The organism is Bradyrhizobium sp. MOS002 (assembly GCF_003020115.1).
Taxonomy (GTDB): Bacteria; Pseudomonadota; Alphaproteobacteria; order Rhizobiales; family Xanthobacteraceae; genus Bradyrhizobium.
This window is the reverse complement of the sequence record NZ_PYFX01000009.1, coordinates 88118-107478: the sequence shown is the minus strand read 5'-3', so window position 1 is coordinate 107478 and position 19361 is coordinate 88118. Positions and strand designations below refer to the sequence as shown.

The 19361-nt window shown below is 64.2% G+C and carries 19 protein-coding genes; 1 reads left to right on the top strand and 18 read right to left on the bottom strand.

Annotation, left to right across the window (positions count from 1 at the left end; all coding sequences use genetic code 11):
* Positions 1–4 precede the first annotated feature (4 nt).
* Genes C7G41_RS24755 through C7G41_RS24735 form a run of 5 tightly spaced genes read right to left on the bottom strand, consistent with a single transcriptional unit; the run spans position 5 to position 5418 of the window.
* Positions 5–1057 (bottom strand): ABC transporter ATP-binding protein, encoded by a 1053-nt coding sequence (locus C7G41_RS24755; RefSeq protein WP_106944968.1) that lies wholly within the window; start codon positions 1055–1057, stop codon positions 5–7.
* Positions 1050–2030: an ABC transporter ATP-binding protein gene (locus tag C7G41_RS24750; protein ID WP_106944967.1), complete on the bottom strand. Its 981-nt coding sequence runs from the start codon at positions 2028–2030 to the stop codon at positions 1050–1052. The genes C7G41_RS24755 and C7G41_RS24750 overlap by 8 nt, the downstream gene beginning before the upstream one ends.
* Entirely contained in the window at positions 2027–2848 is an 822-nt protein-coding gene (locus tag C7G41_RS24745; protein WP_007603580.1) for an ABC transporter permease, read from the bottom strand. The genes C7G41_RS24750 and C7G41_RS24745 overlap by 4 nt, the downstream gene beginning before the upstream one ends.
* Positions 2845–3768: an ABC transporter permease gene (locus tag C7G41_RS24740; RefSeq protein WP_027518235.1), complete on the bottom strand. Its 924-nt coding sequence runs from the start codon at positions 3766–3768 to the stop codon at positions 2845–2847. The genes C7G41_RS24745 and C7G41_RS24740 overlap by 4 nt, the downstream gene beginning before the upstream one ends.
* Before the next feature lie 60 nt (positions 3769–3828).
* Positions 3829–5418, bottom strand: coding sequence for an ABC transporter substrate-binding protein (locus tag C7G41_RS24735; RefSeq protein WP_106944966.1), 1590 nt, complete (start codon positions 5416–5418; stop codon positions 3829–3831).
* Between the two features lie 327 nt (positions 5419–5745).
* On the opposite strand from C7G41_RS24735, the gene C7G41_RS24730 reads away from it, so the two are divergent.
* On the top strand, positions 5746–6630 hold the full coding sequence (locus C7G41_RS24730; RefSeq protein WP_106944965.1) for a hypothetical protein: 885 nt from the start codon (positions 5746–5748) through the stop codon (positions 6628–6630).
* A 141-nt stretch (positions 6631–6771) separates the two neighbouring features.
* On the opposite strand, the gene mtnK is transcribed toward C7G41_RS24730, so the two are convergent.
* The 13 genes from mtnK to nuoH form a co-directional block, all read right to left on the bottom strand.
* Complete coding sequence (gene mtnK / locus C7G41_RS24720) at positions 6772–8061, bottom strand: S-methyl-5-thioribose kinase (RefSeq protein WP_106944963.1); 1290 nt, start codon at positions 8059–8061, stop codon at positions 6772–6774.
* Between the two features lie 31 nt (positions 8062–8092).
* Positions 8093–8440, bottom strand: a complete 348-nt coding sequence (locus tag C7G41_RS24715; RefSeq protein ID WP_007603574.1) for a hypothetical protein — start codon at positions 8438–8440, stop codon at positions 8093–8095.
* A 31-nt stretch (positions 8441–8471) separates the two neighbouring features.
* A complete protein-coding gene (locus tag C7G41_RS24710) occupies positions 8472–8747 on the bottom strand; it encodes a DUF1467 family protein (RefSeq protein WP_007603573.1) in 276 nt (91 codons plus the stop codon).
* 9 nt (positions 8748–8756) lie between these two features.
* On the bottom strand, positions 8757–9161 hold the full coding sequence (mce, locus tag C7G41_RS24705) for a methylmalonyl-CoA epimerase (RefSeq protein WP_106944962.1): 405 nt from the start codon (positions 9159–9161) through the stop codon (positions 8757–8759).
* A 68-nt stretch (positions 9162–9229) separates the two neighbouring features.
* Complete coding sequence (locus tag C7G41_RS24700; protein WP_106944961.1) at positions 9230–10900, bottom strand: ribonuclease J; 1671 nt, start codon at positions 10898–10900, stop codon at positions 9230–9232.
* Positions 10900–11706 (bottom strand): biotin--[acetyl-CoA-carboxylase] ligase, encoded by an 807-nt coding sequence (locus C7G41_RS24695; protein WP_106944960.1) that lies wholly within the window; start codon positions 11704–11706, stop codon positions 10900–10902. The genes C7G41_RS24700 and C7G41_RS24695 overlap by 1 nt, the downstream gene beginning before the upstream one ends.
* 1 nt (position 11707) lies before the next feature.
* Complete coding sequence (gene nuoN, locus C7G41_RS24690; protein WP_106944959.1) at positions 11708–13144, bottom strand: NADH-quinone oxidoreductase subunit NuoN; 1437 nt, start codon at positions 13142–13144, stop codon at positions 11708–11710.
* 22 nt (positions 13145–13166) lie between these two features.
* Positions 13167–14675: an NADH-quinone oxidoreductase subunit M gene (locus C7G41_RS24685; RefSeq protein WP_106944958.1), complete on the bottom strand. Its 1509-nt coding sequence runs from the start codon at positions 14673–14675 to the stop codon at positions 13167–13169.
* A complete protein-coding gene (gene nuoL / locus C7G41_RS24680) occupies positions 14676–16775 on the bottom strand; it encodes an NADH-quinone oxidoreductase subunit L (RefSeq protein WP_106944957.1) in 2100 nt (699 codons plus the stop codon).
* Positions 16776–16836: 61 nt separating this feature from the next.
* Positions 16837–17145: an NADH-quinone oxidoreductase subunit NuoK gene (gene nuoK / locus C7G41_RS24675; protein ID WP_007603558.1), complete on the bottom strand. Its 309-nt coding sequence runs from the start codon at positions 17143–17145 to the stop codon at positions 16837–16839.
* On the bottom strand, positions 17142–17780 hold the full coding sequence (locus C7G41_RS24670) for an NADH-quinone oxidoreductase subunit J (protein WP_106944956.1): 639 nt from the start codon (positions 17778–17780) through the stop codon (positions 17142–17144). The genes nuoK and C7G41_RS24670 overlap by 4 nt, the downstream gene beginning before the upstream one ends.
* A 9-nt stretch (positions 17781–17789) precedes the next feature.
* Positions 17790–18278 carry an NADH-quinone oxidoreductase subunit NuoI gene (gene nuoI, locus C7G41_RS24665; RefSeq protein WP_027529879.1) on the bottom strand — a complete coding sequence of 163 codons (489 nt, stop codon included), beginning with the start codon at positions 18276–18278 and terminating at the stop codon, positions 17790–17792.
* A 14-nt stretch (positions 18279–18292) separates the two neighbouring features.
* Complete coding sequence (gene nuoH, locus C7G41_RS24660; RefSeq protein ID WP_106944955.1) at positions 18293–19360, bottom strand: NADH-quinone oxidoreductase subunit NuoH; 1068 nt, start codon at positions 19358–19360, stop codon at positions 18293–18295.
* Between the last annotated feature and the right edge of the window lies 1 nt (position 19361).

The window sequence follows — 19361 nt, the reverse complement described above, 5'->3', positions numbered from 1 at the left end:
CACCCTAAAGCGGCTGGCCCTCAGGCAAGGCCAACGCCGCCTGCCCCGCAATCTCCTCGCTTCGCCAACACCTCACCGAATGCCCGTCCACCCGCGCCTCCAGCGCCGGCCCCGGCTCGCTCCGACACACCGCCTCCGCATACCGACACCGCGGACTGAAGGCGCATCCGTTCGGCGGATTGAGCGGGTTGGGAAGATCGCCGCCTGTCGTTGCCAGCGGTGCATGGCGCAGGGGATCGGGGATGGCGGCGATCAGGGCTTGCGTGTACGGGTGTGCCGGCCGTTCGAAGATCTCGCGCCAGTGGCCGTTCTCGACGATGCGGCCGAGATACATCACGGCGACCTTGTCGCTCATGTGCTCGACGACGCCGAGATCGTGGCTGATCATGATGTAGGAGAGACCGAGGGTTTCCTTCAATTCCAGCAGCAGATTGATGATCTGGGCGCGGATCGAGACATCGAGCGCCGAGACCGGCTCGTCGCAGATGACGATCCTGGGATTGAGGATCAGCGCGCGCGCGATACCGATGCGCTGGCGCTGGCCGCCGGAGAATTCATGCGGGTAGCGGTCGGCTTGCTCCGGCCGCAGGCCCACATGCCGCAGCATCGCCGCGACGCGGTCCTCGATCTCGCTCTTGGCCGTGACGCCATGCACACGCAGGGGATCTTCCAGCGTGCGGCGAACGGTCTGGCGTGGATTGAGCGAGGCGTAGGGATCCTGAAACACGATCTGCACGATGCGGGCCAGCGCCTTGCGATCGCCGGATGGCCTGTTCGTCACGACCTGTCCGTCCAGCACGATGCGGCCGCGCGTCGGCGTCAAGAGACCCAGGATCGACAATGCGACGGTGGACTTGCCGGATCCGGACTCGCCGACGAGGCCGAGGCATTCGCCGCGCTTCAGGGTGAGATCGACCCCATCGACGGCACGGAGCAGCCGACGGCCGCGCCCCAGCAGGCCGCCGCCGAGCGGAAAATGGACCGCGAGATCCCTCACGCTGAGAATGACATCGTCGTCCGGTCGCGTCTCAACCAACCTCTCTTGCGGCTCATGCATGGTGGTGACACCTGACCAGACCGCCGGCCTCCAGCAAATCCGCTCCCGGCGCGACTGTCCGGCAAATATCGGTCGCCTGGCCGCAACGCGGATTGAACCGGCAGCCGCCGGGGAAATTCGTGATGGCCGGGACGACACCCGCGATCTCCGTCAGCCGGGTGCGGCCAAGCGCAGCGCGACTACCGAGCCGCGGCAGCGAGGCGACCAGGCCTCGCGTATAGGGATGCGAGGGCGCCCGAAAAATATCGGCCGAGCCACGCTCCTCGACGATGCGGCCGGCATACATCACGGCCACGCGGCGACAGACATTGGCGACCAGCCCGAGATCGTGGCTGATCATCAGGATCGCGGTTCCCCGCTCGGCGCACAAATTCCGCATCAGCTCGATGATTTCGGCTTGCACGGTGACGTCGAGTGCCGTGGTCGGCTCGTCGGCGATCAGGAGATCCGGACCGCAGGCGAGCGCGATGGCGATCATCACGCGCTGGCGCATGCCACCGGACAGCTGGTGCGGGTAATCCTTCACGCGTCGTTCCGGCGCGGGCACGCGGACGCTCGCCAGCGCCTCGACCGCGAGCTTGTCGGCCTCTCGCCAGCTCTTGCCCTTGTGCAGCACGAACATCTCGGCGATCTGCCGGCCCACCGGCGAAACCGGGTTCAGCGCCGTCATCGGCTCCTGGAAGATCATGGCGATGCGATTGCCGCGCAGCTGGCGCTGCTTGGCCGCGGAAAGGTGCTGGATCTCCCGCCCCTCAAACCGGATGGTGCCGCCGCCGATCGACAACGGCTGCCGCAACAGGCCGATCAAGGCGAGCGCGGTGATGCTCTTGCCACAGCCGGATTCGCCGACCAGACCGAACGTCTCGCCGCGATCGATGCGGAATGAAATGCCCTCGGCCGCCGCAACGCGCCGCGACCCATCGTCGAGATCGATACGCAGATCCTCGACTTCGATCAGCGGCGCGCCGGTCATGTCCGCCGGCTCCGCGATTGCGGATCGAGGATGTCGCGCAGGCCGTCGCCGAGCAGATTGAGGCCGAGCACCGTCAGGAAGATCGCAAGGCCGGGAAACACCGAGAGCCACGGCGCCGTCGTGATCTGGTCGCGGGCATCCGACAGCATGCTGCCCCAGCTCGGAAACGGCGGGCGGACGCCGAGGCCGAGGAACGACAATGCGGCTTCCGACAGCACCGCGCTGCCCATGCCGAGCGTGCCGATGACGACGATCGGCCCCAGCATGTTCGGCAGCAACTGCGTGATCATGATCCGTAGATCGCCGTAACCGAGCACGGTCGCGGCCTGCACATAGCCCTGGCTCCTCAGCGACAGCGCCGAGGCCCGGGCGATCCGGCACGTGAAGGACCAGTTGGTCAAGCCGAGTGCGATCAGCAGGCTGGTCAGGCCGGGTCCCAGCACCGCCATGATGGCCAGCGCGAAGATCAGCGATGGGATCGCGAGCATGAGATTGGTCAGGCCGTTGACGACATCGTCCCACCAGCCGCCCCAATAGCCGGCGCTCAGGCCCAGCGCCACGCCGATGACGCTGTTGATGAGCTGCGAGACGATGCCGACCGTCAGCGAAACGCGCGCGCCATAGACGACGCGGGAATAGATGTCGCGGCCCTGGTCGTCGGTGCCGAACCACCAGGTCCAGCTCGGAGGCTCTTCCGCGTTGAGCAGATTGGCGTCCAGGACGGGATCGGTATGCGCCAGCCAGGGCGCGAGCAGGCCGACCAGGATCGCAAGCGCGAACAGCGCGCCACCGATGATGAGATTGGCGCGGAGCTTCATGCGTATCTGATCCTGGGATCGATCACGCCGTAGAGCACGTCGATCAGCAGATTGATGGCGAGAAAGGACAGCACCACGACGAGAATGGAGCCCTGGACGGCCGGAATGTCGCGCTGCAGAACGCTGTCGACCAGCAGCGAGCCGATGCCAGGCCAGGAATACAGCTTCTCGACCACGACCGCCTGCCCCATCAGCGCGCCGAACTGCAGGCCGACGGTGGTGAGAATGATGACGAGCGCGTTGCGCATCACATGCCACTTCACGACTCGGGTCTCGCTCATGCCCTTGGAGCGGGCAGTGCGGACGAAATCCGCGGTCATGATCTCGAGGACGGCAGCGCGTGTCGTCCGGGCGAACAACGCCATCGGCGAGACGCCGAGCGTCACGGCCGGAAGGATCAAATATTTCAGTCCGCCGTCGCCATAGCCGAAACTCGGCAGCCAGCCGAGCTTCAACGCAAACAAGTACATCAGCACCAGTCCGAGCCAGAATTTGGCGATCGAAAGTCCTGATACCGCCACGACCATGGCCAGCGTGTCGACGATGCCCCCCGGCTTCAGCGCGGCGATGAAACCAAGGGGAACACCGATCACGACAGAAAACGCCATGGCGGTGAAGATGAGCTGGAGCGTCGGCCAGATCCGCTTGGCGATCATGAATGTCACAGGTTCGCGCGTCCGGAACGACGTGCCGAAATCACCGGTCGCAAGCTTGGCGATGTAGGTGCCGAAGCGGACATAGACGGGATCGTCGAGCCCGAGCTGCTTCTTCATGCGCAGCTCGACCTGCGGATCGGCATCGTCGCTCATGGACGAAACGATGCTGCCGGGAACGACGCTGAACAGCACGAACACCAGAGCCACCACGGCGAGCACGGTCGGAATGGTCTGCAGGAGGCGGCGGAACAGGAAGGAGAGCATCGGCACTTTTCCTCTCTCCCTCCGTCGTTCATGGCGACGGAGGGAGCGCGAGAGCGCGTATCACTTCGCGGGCGAGGTCTCGTCGACCCAGAGGTCTTCGACGTTCTGATGGGTCAGCTCGGTCGCGTTCAGCTGAACCCCCTTGAGCCACGGTTGCACCGCCATCACCGCCTTGTTGTAGTTGAAGAACCAGACCGGCGCCTCTTCGTAGAGAACAGCATTGGCCTTTTGCAGCAGCTGGGTACGCTTTGCAGCGTCATCGGACTGCCCGGCCTCGTCGATCAGCTTGTCGAACTCGGGATTCTTGAAGTTCATGTAGTTGCAGGCGGATTGCGGCGTCGCCGAGTGGAAGCATTTGAGGGCGGCCTGGGGATCGGGTCCGGTCGCCTGCGAGTAGATGAAGGCCTGGTAGTCGCCGCTGCGAACCACCTCCGCCAGCACCGCGGTCTCGACCTGCTTGACCTTGGCCTTGATGCCCACCCTGTCCAGCATCGGGATCACGGCCGAGACGATCGGCAGGCCCCAGCTTTCGTTCTGGCTGGTGGTCCATTCGAATTCGAAGCCCGAAGGATAGCCGGCGTCGGCGAGCAGCTGCTTGGCCTTGGCGGGATCGAAGGCGTAGGGCTTCATGGTCTTGTCGTAGAGAGGAGAGGTCAGCGGCAGCCAGCTGGTGGCCCGGTAGGCCTTGCCCTTCACCAGCTTGTTGATGATCAGGTCGGTGTCGATCGCGTGGTTGATCGCCTGCCGGACGCGCTTGTCGCCGAACGGCTTGAACGCGGGATTCATCCCCATGTAGCGGGTGAAGACCTCGGCGACTTCGACGACGGTGCCCTTGAGGTCGGCGTCGTTCTGATAGGCGACATATTGCGCCGGTCCCAGCACCGAGGTGTCGATCTCCTTGTTGCGGAAGGCGACGTCGCGTGCGGCGGCCTCGCCCATGACCGACACGATGATCTTGTCGGCGTAGGGCTTGCCGGGCTTGTAGAACCGGTCCCAGCGCTCCAGCACGATGCGCGATCCCGGCACATGCTCGACGAATTTGAAGGGGCCAAGCCCGATCGGCTTTTGGAGAAAGCCCTCCTTGGCGCCCTCGTCGGCGGGATAGATCGACGTGATCGCGTTCCAGAAGTAGAAGCCCGGATCGACTTTCTCGGTCAGCTTCATCTCGATCGTGAAGTCGTCGATTTTCTTCAGGCCGGAGATCTCCTTCGCCTGGCCCTTCTCGACCGCCGCCGCACCCTCGATCACGCGGACATAGCGCGCGCCGGGATAAGCCTTGGTGCCGTCCATGATCCGGTTGTAGGTCCAGATGACGTCGTCGGCCGTCATCTTGCGGCCGTTGTGGAAATAGGCGTCGTCGCGCAGCTTGAAGGTGTGAACGAGACCTCCGCCGGAGACGACGTCCTCCCTGGCAAGCTCCAGCACCGGCTTGCCTTCCGCGGAATTCCAGATGTAGAGCGACCGGTGCAGAGCCTTGGCGTAGATCTCGTCCTGGGCGCGCTGCGTGGTGTGAATGTCCAGGCTTGTGAAGCTCGACCCATAAGGCGCGGTCATGCGGACGGTTCCGCCCTTGCGCGGCGTCTCGGCCTGCGCCGTGGCGACGAGCGCCAGTCCCAAACCGGCGACGATCGCCACTCTTCTCAACATCATAGGCCCTCCGGCAACGCGTATTCCGATCAGGGAGTTGACCATTCACGGCACGCCGAACGCAAGCTTCTCTTTTGACTTGGTCGAGACCAAACCTTGCGCAGTCGCGGCACGCGCGCCGTCCTGAACTCCTGAAGCCGGAGTTCGGGAGACAAATAGCAGTTGTCAGGGACGAGGCCGGGTTCCGGACCACGGCCTGGCCGAACGTGAACTCAGAAACGGGAGACGAAACAACGAGCTACGCGTAGTGAACGTCTTGCGCGATCGGTGCGACCAAGCTCAGGACTGGGGTCTTTGGCCCGGGATCTCGCCAAGATGGGAATCCAAAAAATGAAAAGCCGAACGTCAGGTGTTTTGCTTGCCGGCAGTCTGATCGTCGCTGCGGCCGTGCTGGCAAGCCCGGTCGCGGCAAGCCTCGGCCGGGAGAGCCCGACAGACACCATCCAGTTCGGCTGGAATCGCACCTCCGGCCCGAACGACTATGTTGACCAAACGTGGTGGGCGGTCCGGAGCCACTGCGCGCCCGATAGTTTCGCCGAGCGACTGCTCTGCATCCCCGTCGCGTTCATGGCACGGAGCGCAGGTGCGGGCTTCGAGGCCAAGCTTTCCGAGGACACCGGCCTGCCGTTGCCCGAGGGCTGGGCCCTCGCGACGGCGAAGAATTCGCCGCAGATCAATTCGGTCCACGCCGAGACGCCGCGCGATCTTGCCGCTGTGCTCGGCTTCTATCGGGCTGAGTTCGGCAAGCGCGGCTGGACGGAGAATGAAGGCGCGGCGGTCACGCCTGACAGGGCCGCGATCATTTTCACGACGACCTGGGGACCGGCGCTGCTCCGGCTGTCCCGTCAGGACGACAGGACCATCGCCGACCTTTCGCGGCGCAAGCCCGCTTTCGCTAAGGCCGGCATCGTGCCGAAGCCAGGACAAGTGAGGCTGATGATCGGCAACAAGATCGACGAAGATGCGATCGTCACCATCAACGCGCAAACCATCAATCTGCCGGCTGGCGCTGGCAAGGAATTGGTCAACTCCGAAGACGCCGCAGACAAACTGCCGGACAGCCAGAAGATCGACCTGCAACCGGGCAAGTACAAGATCACCCTCAAGGTATCGAGCGGTGCGGCCCAGAGCCGGGAGTTCGAGGTCGCGGCCAACGAGACCTGGGGCCTGCTGGTCGGCCCGGACGGCGCCCCACTGCCGATGCGGCTTTATTGACGAGCGGGCAATCCCTCACCTGGTCATTGCGAGGAGCCCTTGCGACGAAGCAATCCAGAATCCCTCCGCGGAAAGACTCTGGATTGCTTCGCTGCGCTCGCAATGACGGAGCGCGAAGGCGCGCTCCTCGCCATGGTTTTGTCAGCCGGATAGCTCCGGCATCCAATCGCGCAATTTTCGTGCGGCGCCGGTAACGTCAGCGATCGTGCGAAACGCCGCCGCAGCCTCCACCATCAATCCCCGCGCAAGCCGCACGGCGCGGGCTTCGCTGAAGGCTCGCTTCTTCGGATCCTCGATCAGCTCGAAATCGATGTTGTGGGCGAGACCGAAGATGCGGCGGATGGTTTTTGCCGCGGCAAAACCGACCGTGTCCGTGAACAGCCGTCGCATGTAGGCTTGCCGCTCGGCCTCCAGCCGCGCGGCGCCCTTCTCGCCGGCAAAGAGCGAGATGGGATAGGCGTCGCCGGCGGCTTCGTCGCGCCAGAGCTCGAGGAATTTTCGCGCGAACTCGTTCCAAACCTGCTCGACCGTCCCGAGCACCCAGTCCTCGAAGACCTGCCGCTCGCCCGGCGAGCGTTCATGGCCGGCGGAGGCAAAATAGGCCATCAGGAGGTTGGCCAGCACGGCGCCGACATCGAAACCCATCGGGCCGTAGAATGCGAATTCGGGGTCGATCACCCGCGTCTGGCCGTCCGTGACCATGATCGAGCCGGTGTGAAGGTCGCCGTGGAGCAGCGCCTCGGGGCTTGCCATGAACTTCAGCTTCAGCCGGGAGACCGCGACGTGCAATTCCATATCTTCGCGCAGCTCTGCGGCGAGCGCATCGAGATACGGCGAGGTCCAGCGGTTCTGCTCGGCGATGCGGTAGGGATCGGTGAAGATCAGGTCCTCGGTGATCTTGCACAGCGCATGATTGCCGGCGAAGGCTGCGATGCCCTGCTTCTTTTCGGCCGCCGACAGCGCGAGGTCGGAGGTGAAGAACAAGGTCCGCGCCATGAAGCTGGTGATGTCGTCGACAAAGCGCGGATATTGCGTCCCCGCGACCATCCCCTTGCGCATGATGATGTGGGGCTCGAGCAGCTCCATCACGGTCAGGGCCAAGGCCTCGTTGTGATGCAGCAGCGCCGGCACGAGGCCGGGCGCGAGCTGGGCTTGTTTCGACAGGGACAGATATTCGTAGTGGGCCCGCGACAGCGGCAGCGGCCAGCTCTCGCCGACGAGGCGGACATAGGGCAGCGCCTGCTTCACGGCGACGCCACCGCGGTCACCTTTCACGATGAAGACCAGATTGAGATTGCCGTCGCCGACCTCGGTGATCGACCAGGACACCGGCTCGGCGCCGAGGAGCGTCACGAGATCCGGCTGCTCCGCGAGATAGTCCCGCAAGGCCGCCTCATGCAGAATCCGGTAGTCCCCCTGCCCCTGCCCCATGACGATCCGATCCCATATATGGGCCGGATCGTTACTCCCGTTCCAGGAAGCTCGAGCCGATCTCGGCCTTTCTTTTGATCGGATCGTAATCACAATAGACGCTGTCCGCCACCAGCGTGTAGCTGGCGCTGACGGTGTATTTGTCCGTTTTGACCGAGTTCAGGCCGATCACCGCGGTGCTCTTGCCGCCGTTCCATTTGAACGGCGTAGAGCTCTTGGCCTGCTCGCAGGCGATCACGGCCTCGTTGAAGACGTAGCCCTCGACGAACGCCTTCAGGGTGCGCACCTGCACGGCCATCTTCCATTCGAAATATCCGATGGCACCGAGGCCGGCGACGATCAGCACCAGAAGCGCGACGACGATCCTCTGAAAAGTCATTCTTCCCCCAACAAAGCCAACCAGGACATCTTTAAAACGGCATGCCCATCAATTTCGACAGGCGCTCGATCGAGAGATAGCCGGCGTGATAGGCGACCATGGCGATCCCGTAGATGATCGCCGAGATAATGGTGGTCCAGATCAGCTTGCTCCGCATCCGCGTCAGGATCGGCGCGCCGGGGTCGCTGCCCGGCACTCCGACACCGTCCTCGTGCTGGCTGCGCACGCCGAACGGCAGCGTCAGGAACAGCGCGATCCACCAGATGACGAAGTAGATCGCGATTGCGGTTGAGATCTGGATGGCCATGTCTTCGGCCTATGCCTGCTCGATTTCGACCAGCGCGCCGGAAAAGTCCTTCGGGTGCAGGAACAGCACCGGCTTGCCGTGGGCGCCGATCTTCGGCACGCCGTCGCCGAGCACCCTTGCGCCCTCCTTCACCAGCGTGTCGCGCGAGGCGATGATGTCGACCACCTCGTAGCAGACATGGTGGATGCCGCCGTCGGCGTTGCGGTCGAGGAACTTTGCGATCGGCGAGGCCTCGCCGAGCGGCTCGATGAACTCGATCTTGGTGTTGGGCAACGTCGCGAAAACGGTGGTGACGCCATGCTCGGGCAGCGCGACGGCCTCCGAAATCTGGGCTCCGAATGCGGCGCCATAGATCCTGGCGGCCTTGACGGCGTCCTTGGTCGCGATCGCGACATGGTTGAGCCGGCCCAGCATGTTTCTCTCCCTCAGAGCATGATCCGGAAAAGTGTGAAGCGGTTTTCCGACGAGATCATGCTCAAACTTTATACTGTCAGGACGTGTACCAGACAGGGGGGCTTTTTGCCCCAATGTTCGTTGATGACAGACCGGACAGCGCGTCGCACCGATTCTGCCAGTGCATCCGGGTCGCGACGGCGCGTCTTCGGCAGGCCTTCGACGGTGGAAACCACGGCGTCGAAGACGATGTCGTCGAAAGGCTCGCCCGCTTTGTTCTTCTCGGGAATACCGACCAGTTCGACCGCGGGATCGTCGGCAAGCTCGCCCTGCTCCGTCATGGCGATGGCGACGAAGGCGCAGCCGGAGAAGGCCATGCGGCGCCGCTCGACCACCGCGCGGGACTTGGAGTCCTCGAGAATCGTGCCGTCCTTGTAGAGACGGCCCGCAGGCACTTGCCCAATGATGCCGGGATCGCCGGGACCGAGCTTGACGAGATCGCCGTTGCGGCAGACCAGCACGCGCGGCACGCCGGCGGCACGCGCCAGCTTGGCGTGCTCGTTCAGGTGCAGGGCCTCGCCATGGACCGGGATCAGGAGCTGCGGCCTGGTCCAGGCGATCATGTCGCGCAATTCGTCGCGGCGGGGATGACCGGAGACATGGACCAGCTGGTCGCGGTCGGTGATGACCTCCACACCCTGCAGAACCAGGCCATTGATGATGGCGCCGACCGCCTTCTCGTTGCCGGGAATGGTGCGCGAGGAGAAGATCACGCTGTCGCCGCGGTTGAGCGTGATCTCGGGATGGTCGTCATTGGCGATGCGCGCCAGCGCGGCACGCGGCTCGCCCTGGCTGCCGGTGCAGAGCGCCAGCACCTTGTCCTGCGGCAGGTGACCGTAGACCTCGGCGGAACGGAAGCTCTGCACGCCGTCGAGATAGCCGGTCTCCCGCGCGACCTGCACCACGCGCTCCATGGCGCGGCCGACCACGACGACCTCTCGGTCGGCGGCCTTCGCGGCGATGGCGACGGCCTTGAGGCGCGCGACGTTTGAGGCAAAGGTCGTGACCGCGACGCGGCCCTTGGCGGCCTTGACCAGCTCGGTGATGGACCTGGCAACCTCGGCTTCCGAGGGCGAGCGGCCGTCGCGCACGGCGTTGGTGGAATCGCCGATCAAGGCGAGCAGGCCCGCATCGCCGAGCTCCCGCAGCCGCTTTTCGTCGGTCGGGCGGCCGATGATCGGGGTCGGATCGATCTTCCAGTCGCCGGTGTGCAGCACCGTGCCGACGTCGGTGTGAATCGCCAACGCATGCGACTCCGGGATCGAATGCGCGACCGGGATGAACTCGACGTTGAACGGGCCGATATCGACGCGCCCGCCCGACGGCACCACCGTCACCGGGATCTTCGGCGCATTGCGCTCGGCGGCGCATTTGGCCTCGAACAGCGCGGCGCTGAACTGCGTCGCGTAGATCGGACATTTCAGCTTCGGCCACAGGTCGATGATGGCGCCGAAATGGTCCTCATGGGCGTGGGTCAGCACCAGCCCCATCAGGTTCTTGCGTTCCTTCTCCAGGAAGCTGACGTCGGGCATGATCAGGTCGATGCCCGGCAGGTGCTCCTCGTCGCCGAAGGAGACGCCGAGATCGATCGCCAGCCAGGCACGCTGCTGGCGGTTGCCGAGACCGTAGATCGACAGGTTCATGCCGATCTCGCCGACGCCGCCGAGCGGTGCAAATACCAGTTCTTCAGGCTTCGCCATCACGCAGCTCCCACGGAGGCGGCCGAGCCAAAGAACACCTCGCCCGCGGCCACCGGCACACGCCGGCCCTCCGCGGTGCGGACGATCAGGCAGCCGGTGTCGTCGATCGTGTCAAAAATGCCTTCCAGCGTCTTCACTCCCGTGTGGATCGCGACCCGCTCGCCGAGGCCGGCGGCGCGCTCCAGCCACAGCTTACGGATAGCGGCAAAGCCGCGGCCATTGTCCCAGATACCGCGGAATTCCACCCAGGCATCGGAGAGCGCCGAGAACAGCTCCTCCGCGCTGATCTGGACGCCGAGCGCAGCCAGCGACACCGCCGGCGTGGGTGTGCCCTCGGGCGCCGCAACGACGTTGGTGCCGATGCCGACGACGATGGCAAGGCGCTCGCCGATGGCTTCGGCCTCCAGGCCGATGCCGACCAGCTTCTTGCCGCCGGCCAACACGTCGTTCGGCCATTTCAGGGCGTAGCGGGGACGACCCTCGCCGAGGCGCAGCGCAGCCTCCACGCTGACCTTCTCCAGGGCGGCCTCCTCGGCCAGCCCGGCCGCAAAGCCGATCGTCGCGGCGACGGAAGGGGCGACGTGCAGCACTTCGAGGACGCTGGCGGCAAGGTTGCCCTTGGGCGCGATCCAGGCGCGCTGGCGGCGGCCACGGCCGGCGGTCTGCTCCGACGTCACGAACCACATCGGGCCGCGTTCGCCGCGCCTCGCGTGCTCGATCGCCTCGGTGTTGGTCGAGCCGGTCCGTTCGAAAGCTGCGAGCTTGTAGCCCGCCGACGCCGCACGAGGACCGAGCGCGAATGCCATCCTAGAACAGCGACTTGGCGGCGGCGGAGGCGACGCTCACCACCGGGCCTGCGAACAGCGCGAACAGGATGTTGAACAGGCCCGCGACCGCCAGCACCGTCTTGACTTCGACGCGCACCGTATCGACTTGCCCGGCCGGCTCGTCGAAATACATCGTCTTGACGATGGTGAGATAGTAGTAGGCGCCGACCACGCTGGAGAGCACGCCGACCACGGCGAGCGTGAACAGGTTCGCCTTGATGGCGGCGACGAAGACGTACCATTTGGCAAAGAAGCCGGCGAGCGGCGGGATGCCGGCGAGCGAGAACAGCAGCATCGCGAACATGAAGGCGAGCAGCGGATTGGTCCGCGAGAGACCCGCGAAATCGCTGATCTGCTCGACCGGCTGGCCGTTGCGCTTCATCGCCAGGATGACCGCGAACGAGCCCAGCGTCATCGCGACATAGATCACGATGTACATCAGCACGCCCTGCGCGCCCTCGACCGTACCCGCCGCGAGCCCGACCAGGGCAAAGCCCATATGGCCGATCGAGGAATAGGCCATCAGGCGCTTGATGTTGCTCTGGCCGATCGCGGCGAACGAACCCAGCGCCATCGAGGCAATCGACACGAACACCAGGATCTGCTGCCACTGCGAGACGATGCCCGGGAATGCCGTGAGCGTGACGCGGGTGAAGACCGCGAGCGCGGCCACCTTCGGCGCCGAGGCGAAGAAGGCCGTCACGGGCGTCGGTGCGCCTTCGTAGACGTCCGGCGTCCACATGTGGAACGGCACGGCCGAGACCTTGAAGCAGAGGCCGGCGAGCAGGAAGACCAGGCCGAACACCAGGCCGACATTCGAGATCGTCGCGGCCGCCGCGATGCCGGTGAAGGCGACCGTGCCGGTGAAGCCGTAGATCAGCGAGGAGCCGTAGAGCAGCATGCCCGAGGACAGCGCGCCGAGCACGAAGTACTTCAGGCCGGCTTCGGTCGACTTGGCGTTGTCGCGGTTGGAAGCCGCCACGACGTAGAGCGCCAGCGACATCAATTCGAGGCCAAGATAGAGCGAGATCAGGTCGCCGGCCGAGATCAGCACCATCATGCCGAGCGTCGAGAGCAGCACCAGGATCGCGTATTCGAAGATGCGGCGCGACGGATCCGACAGGAACTCGGTCGACAGCACCAGCGTCACCGCCGAGCCGATCAGGGCAAGGATCTTCATGAAGCGGGCAAAATCATCGACGATGAAGCTGCCGCCGAAGGTCACGTGCTTGCCAGCGGGCAGCATGTATTCGAGCATACCGACCACGATCAGGAGCAGCACCGCAAGCGTCGTGACCGTCTTGGTGGTCTCCTGCCCGCGATAGGCGCCGAGCATCAGGAGTGCCATGGCCCCGACCGCGAGCACGAGCTCGGGCAGCACCGGCGCCAGTTGATAACCTGCAGTCTCAAAGCTCATGGCGATATCCTGACCTGCCCGCTCACTGGAGCAGTGCGGCGGCCTTCACGGCCGTCACAGCGGTGTTGTAATTGTTGACGAGTTGCTGGACCGAGGCCGCCGACATGTCGAGCACCGGCTTCGGATAGATGCCGAACAGGATCGTCAGCGCGATCAGCGGGAACAGCGTCAGGCCCTCCCGGAAGGTGAGATCCTTCATGCTCATCAGCGACGGCTTGACCAGCGCCCCGAACACGACCTTGCGGTAGAGCCACAGCGCATAGCAGGCCGACAGAATCACGCCGAAGGTGGCGAAGAACGCGGTCGGGATCGAGACCTTGAATGTACCGAGCAGCGTCATGAACTCGCCGACGAAGCCGGAGGTGCCGGGCAGACCGACATTGGCCATAGTGAAGACCATGAAGGTCAGCGCGTAGAGCGGCATCCGGTTGACGAGGCCGCCATAGGCCGCGATGTCGCGGGTGTGCATGCGGTCGTAAACGATGCCGACGCAGAGGAACAGTGCGCCGGACACGATGCCGTGCGAGATCATCTGGAACACGCCGCCGGCAACGCCCTGCATGGTGCCGGCAAAGATGCCCATGGTGACGAAGCCCATATGCGCCACCGAGGAGTACGCAATCAGCTTCTTCATGTCCTCCTGCATCAGCGCCACCAGCGAGGTGTAGATGATGGCGATGGCCGAGAGCGTGAACATCAATGGCGCGAAGTCATGCGAGGCCAGCGGGAACATCGGCAGCGAGAAACGCAGGAAGCCGTAGCCGCCCATCTTCAGCATGATCGCAGCCAGGACCACCGAGCCGGCGGTCGGCGCCTCGACGTGGGCGTCGGGGAGCCAGGTGTGCACCGGCCACATCGGCATCTTCACCGCGAACGAGGCGAAGAAGGCAAGCCACGCCCAGGTCTGCAGCGAGCGCGGCACGGCGGTGTGCATCAGGGTCGGGATGTCGGTGGTGCCGCCGTTCCAGTACAGCGCCATGATGGCGAGCAGCATCAGGACCGAGCCGAGCAGCGTGTAGAGGAAGAACTTGAAGGACGCGTAGACCCGGCGCGGACCGCCCCAGACGCCGATGATCAGGAACATCGGGATCAGGCCGCCCTCGAAGAACAGATAGAACAGCACGAGATCGAGCGCCGAGAAGGTGCCGATCATCAGCGTTTCCAGGATCAGGAACGCCATCATGTATTCGCGGACGCGGTTGGTGATCGCCTTCCAGCTCGCGATGATGCAGAACGGCATGATGGCGGTGGTCAGGATCACGAGCGGCAGTGAAATGCCGTCCACGCCCATGTGGTAGGTGATGCCGGTGGCGAGCCAGTTCGCCTTCTCGACGAACTGGAAGTCGGCGCTCGATGCATCAAACCGCATGACCAGGATCACCGACACCGCGAAGGTGATCAGCGTGGTCCACAGCGCGATCCAGCGCGAGTTGCGCCGGGCCGCCTCGTCATCGCCGCGGCTGAGATAGACGATCAGCGCGCCGACCAGCGGCAGGAACGTCGTGACGGATAGAATTGGCCAGGTCGTCATTTACTGGCCTCCAAAGCCGAACATGAACCAGGTGATCAGGCCGGCGGCACCGATCAGCATGGCGAACGCGTAGTGATAGAGATAGCCGGTCTGGATCTTCACGACGTTGCGGGTGACGTCCAGCACTCGGGCCGAGACGCCGTCGGGGCCGAGGCCGTCGATGATGAAGCCGTCGCCCTTCTTCCAGAGCTGGTAGCCGATCCACTTCGCCGGACGGACGAAGATGATGTCGTAGAGCTCGTCGAAGTACCATTTGTTGAGCAGGAACTTGTACAGCATCGGCTGCGTGTTCGCGAGCTCGACCGGCAGATAGGGTCGGCGGATGTAGAACAGGTATGACACCAGGAAGCCCAGAACCATCATCACTGTCGGCAGGAAGGCGATGGTCTCGGGGATGTGGTGCATCTCCTCGATGATGTGCGGGTTCATCTTCACGGATTCGCGGAAGAACTCCTCGATGCCGTGACCGGCGAACAGCTCCTTGAACGGGAAGCCGGCCAGGATGGAGCCGACCGCGAGCACACCGATCGGGATCAGCATCCAGATCGGCGCTTCATGCGCAGCCTCGTAGTGATGCTCGTCATGCGGCTCGCCGTGGAAGGTCTTGAAGATCAGGCGCCACGAGTAGAACGAGGTCAGGCCGGCCGCGACCACCGTCATCAGGAAGCCGTACATCGCGAACGGATTGTGCGAGGCGTAAGCGGACTCGATGATCGCGTCCTTGGAGAAATAGCCGGCGGTCAGCGGGAAGCCGGTGAGCGCGAGCGTGCCGACCACCATCACTGCGTAGGTGTAGGGGATCTTGCGCCATAGGCCGCCCATATTGCGGATGTCCTGCTCGTGATGCATCGCGTAGATCACCGAGCCGGAGCCCAGGAACAACAGCGCCTTGAAGAAGGCGTGCGTGAACAGGTGGAACATGCCGACCGAATAGGCCCCCGCCCCCATCGCCACGAACATGTAGCCGAGCTGCGAACAGGTCGAGTAGGCGACGATGCGCTTGATGTCGTTCTGGACCAGGCCGATGGTCGCCGCGAAGAACGCCGTGGTGGCGCCGAAGAACATCACGACGGCTTGCGCGTTCGGCGCGAGCTCGAACAGCGGCGACAGGCGCGCCACCATGAAGACGCCGGCGGTGACCATGGTCGCGGCGTGGATCAGCGCCGACACCGGGGTCGGACCTTCCATCGCGTCCGGCAACCAGGTGTGCAGCAGGAACTGCGCCGACTTGCCCATGGCGCCCATGAACAGCAACAGGCAGGTCAAGGTCAGCGCGTCGGCGTGCCAGCCGAGGAAGTCGATGGTCTTGCCGGTGAGACCCGGCGCAGCGTGGAAGATGGTCTCGAAATCGGTCGAGCCGGCCAGCAGGAAGATCGCGAAGATGCCGAGCGCAAAGCCGAAATCGCCGACGCGATTGACTACGAAAGCCTTGATGGCGGCGGCGTTCGCCGAGGGCTTCTGGTACCAGAAGCCGATCAGGAGATAGCTCGCCAGACCCACGCCTTCCCAGCCGAAGAACAGCTGCACCAGGTTGTCCGCGGTCACCAGCATCAGCATGGCGAAGGTGAACAGGGAGAGATAGCCGAAGAAGCGCGGCCGGTTCGGGTCCTCGTCCATGTAGCCGATGGAATAGAGGTGCACGAGCGAGGACACGGTGGTCACCACCACCAGCATCACGGCGGTGAGCGTGTCGACCCGCAGCGTCCAGTAGACCTGGAGATCGCCGGAGAGGATCCACGGCAGCAGCGGAATGCGGATGTCGTGGTGCATGAAGCCGACATCGACCAGCGTCATCCAGGACAGCGCCGCCGACACGAACAGCAACGCCGTGGTGATCAGCTCGGCGCCGCGCGAGCCCGCCGCCGCCGGCTCGGAGACGTGGTGGTCGTCGTGGCCGTCGCCGGGCTCGTGATGGGTCTCATGGATGACCGACGCATCCTCGTTGATGGTGTCGGACGCATGGGCGTGCGCGCCATGACCGTGATCATCGTGATGCTCGACCGTGTCGCCCGAGGGGTTACGGGCATGCGCACCGAACAGCGCGATCAGGCCGGCCAGAATGGCGCCCAGCAGAGGCAGAAAGACGATTGCCTGGACCATGATTTACTCTTCCCGCATGATCTGGTCGGAAAACCGGTATCCACTTTTCCGGATCATGCGATCAGCCCTTCATCAGATTGACGTCCTCAACCGCGATCGAGCCGCGGTTGCGGAAATAGACCACCAGGATGGCGAGACCGATCGCGGCTTCAGCGGCCGCGACGGTGAGCACCAGGAGCGCGAAGACCTGCCCGACGATGTCGCCGAGGAAGGTCGAGAACGCCACCAGGTTGACGTTGACGGCGAGCAGGATCAGCTCGATCGACATCAGGATGACGATGATGTTCTTGCGGTTCAGGAAGATGCCGAGGATCCCGAGCGTGAACAGGATCGCGCCGACCGCAAGATAGTGTCCGAGCCCGATCGTCATTTCACCCACTCCGCCGCGTCAGAGTCCTGGAGCCCCTGCCCCGGCGCCACCTTGCGTATCGCCATCGCTATTTCGGGCGTGCGCGCGTTCTGAACGTTGATGTCCTGCCGCTTGACGCTCGCCTTGTGCCGCAGCGTCAGCACGATGGCGCCGATCATCGCGACCAGCAGCACCATGCCCGAGAGCTGGAAGTAGTGGATGTACTTCGTATAGAGCACGATACCGAGCGCCTCGGTGTTCGAGACGTTGGTCGGGATTGCCGCCGTGATCGTCTTGGCGACGCCGGGGTTGATGACCCAGAAGCCGACCGTGAGCAACAGCTCGAACAGGAAGATGCCGCCGATCACGAGGCCGACCGGCAGGTACTCGATGAAGCCCTCGCGCAGCTCGAGGAAGTCGACGTCGAGCATCATGATCACGAACAGGAACAGCACCGCGACGGCGCCGACATAGACGACGATCAGGATCATCGCCAGGAACTCGGCGCCCATCAGCACGAACAGGCCGGAGGCGTTTACGAAGGCCAGGATCAGGTACAGCACGGAGTGCACGGGATTGCGCGAGACAATCACCATCACCGCCGAGGCGACACAGACGCCGGCGAACAGATAGAAGAACAGCGCGGGAAGGATCATGCTCTCATCTCACCGGTACGGCGCGTCGAGCTCGATCGCTTTCGCGATCTCGCGTTCCCAGCGGTCGCCGTTGGCGAGCAGCTTGGCCTTGTCATAGAACAGTTCCTCGCGAGTCTCGGTCGCGAACTCGAAGTTCGGACCTTCGACGATGGCATCGACCGGACAGGCTTCCTGGCAGAGGCCGCAATAGATGCACTTCACCATGTCGATGTCGTAGCGCACGGTACGGCGGGTGCCGTCGTTGCGGCGCGGGCCGGCCTCGATGGTGATGGCCTGCGCCGGGCAGATCGCTTCGCACAGCTTGCAGGCGATGCAGCGTTCCTCGCCGTTCGGATAGCGGCGCAGCGCATGCTCGCCGCGGAAGCGCGGCGAGATCGGGCCCTTCTCGAAGGGATAGTTCAGCGTCGGCTTCGGCTGGAAGAAATAGCGCATGGCGAGGAAGAACGCCGAGACGAATTCCGACAGCAGAAGCGAGCGTGCGGTGGCGTTGATGTTGATACCCATGACGGCCCTCACTTCGGCGCGATGTCGGCAAAGTGCAGCACACCGGCCACCACGATCACCATCGCCAGCGACAACGGCAGGAACACTTTCCAGCCGAGGCGCATCAGTTGATCGTAGCGGTAGCGCGGCACGATCGCCTTGGCCATCGCGAACAGGAAGAACATGAAGAACAGTTTCAGCGAGAACCAGATGATCCCCGGCACCCAGTTGAACGGCGGCAGGTCCACCGGCGGCAGCCAGCCTCCGAGGAAGAGGATCGTCGCCATCGCGCACATCGTGGCAATCGCGACATACTCGCCGAGCATGAACAGAAGATACGGCGTCGAGCCGTACTCGACCATGAAGCCGGCGACGAGCTCGGATTCCGCTTCGACCAGGTCGAACGGCGGACGGTTGGTTTCCGCCAGCGCCGAGACGTAGAAGATCACGAACATCGGGAACAGCGGCCAGACGTACCAGTTCAGGATGGTGAGCTGCGGCAACCCGATAAGGCTGGCCAGGCCGCGGACATGCTGCGCCTCGACCACGGCCGAGAGGTTCAGCGTCCCGGCGCAGAGCAGCACCGTGATGATGACGAAGCCGATCGAGACCTCGTAGGACACCATCTGCGCCGCCGAGCGCAGCGCCGCCAGGAACGGATATTTCGAGTTCGACGACCAGCCGGCCATGATGATGCCGTAGATCGACAGCGACGAAATCGCGAAGATGAAGAGAACGCCGACATTGATGTCGGAGATCACCCAGCCGAGATTGGTCGGGATCACCGCCCAGGCGGCGAGCGCGAGCACGCATGAGACCAAGGGAGCAAGGAGAAACACGCCCTTGTTGGCGCCGGACGGGATGATCGGCTCCTTCAGCACGAACTTCAGCAAGTCCGCAAAGGATTGCAGCAGGCCCCAGGGACCCACCACGTTCGGGCCGCGGCGGATCTGCACCGCCGCCCAGATCTTGCGGTCGGCGAGCAGGATGTAGGCGATCGCCACGAGCAGGACGACCAGCACCAGGACGCTCTCCGCGATCATGATGATCAGCGGCCAGAGGAACCCGGTCCAGAATGCGCTTTCGAAGAATTCCATC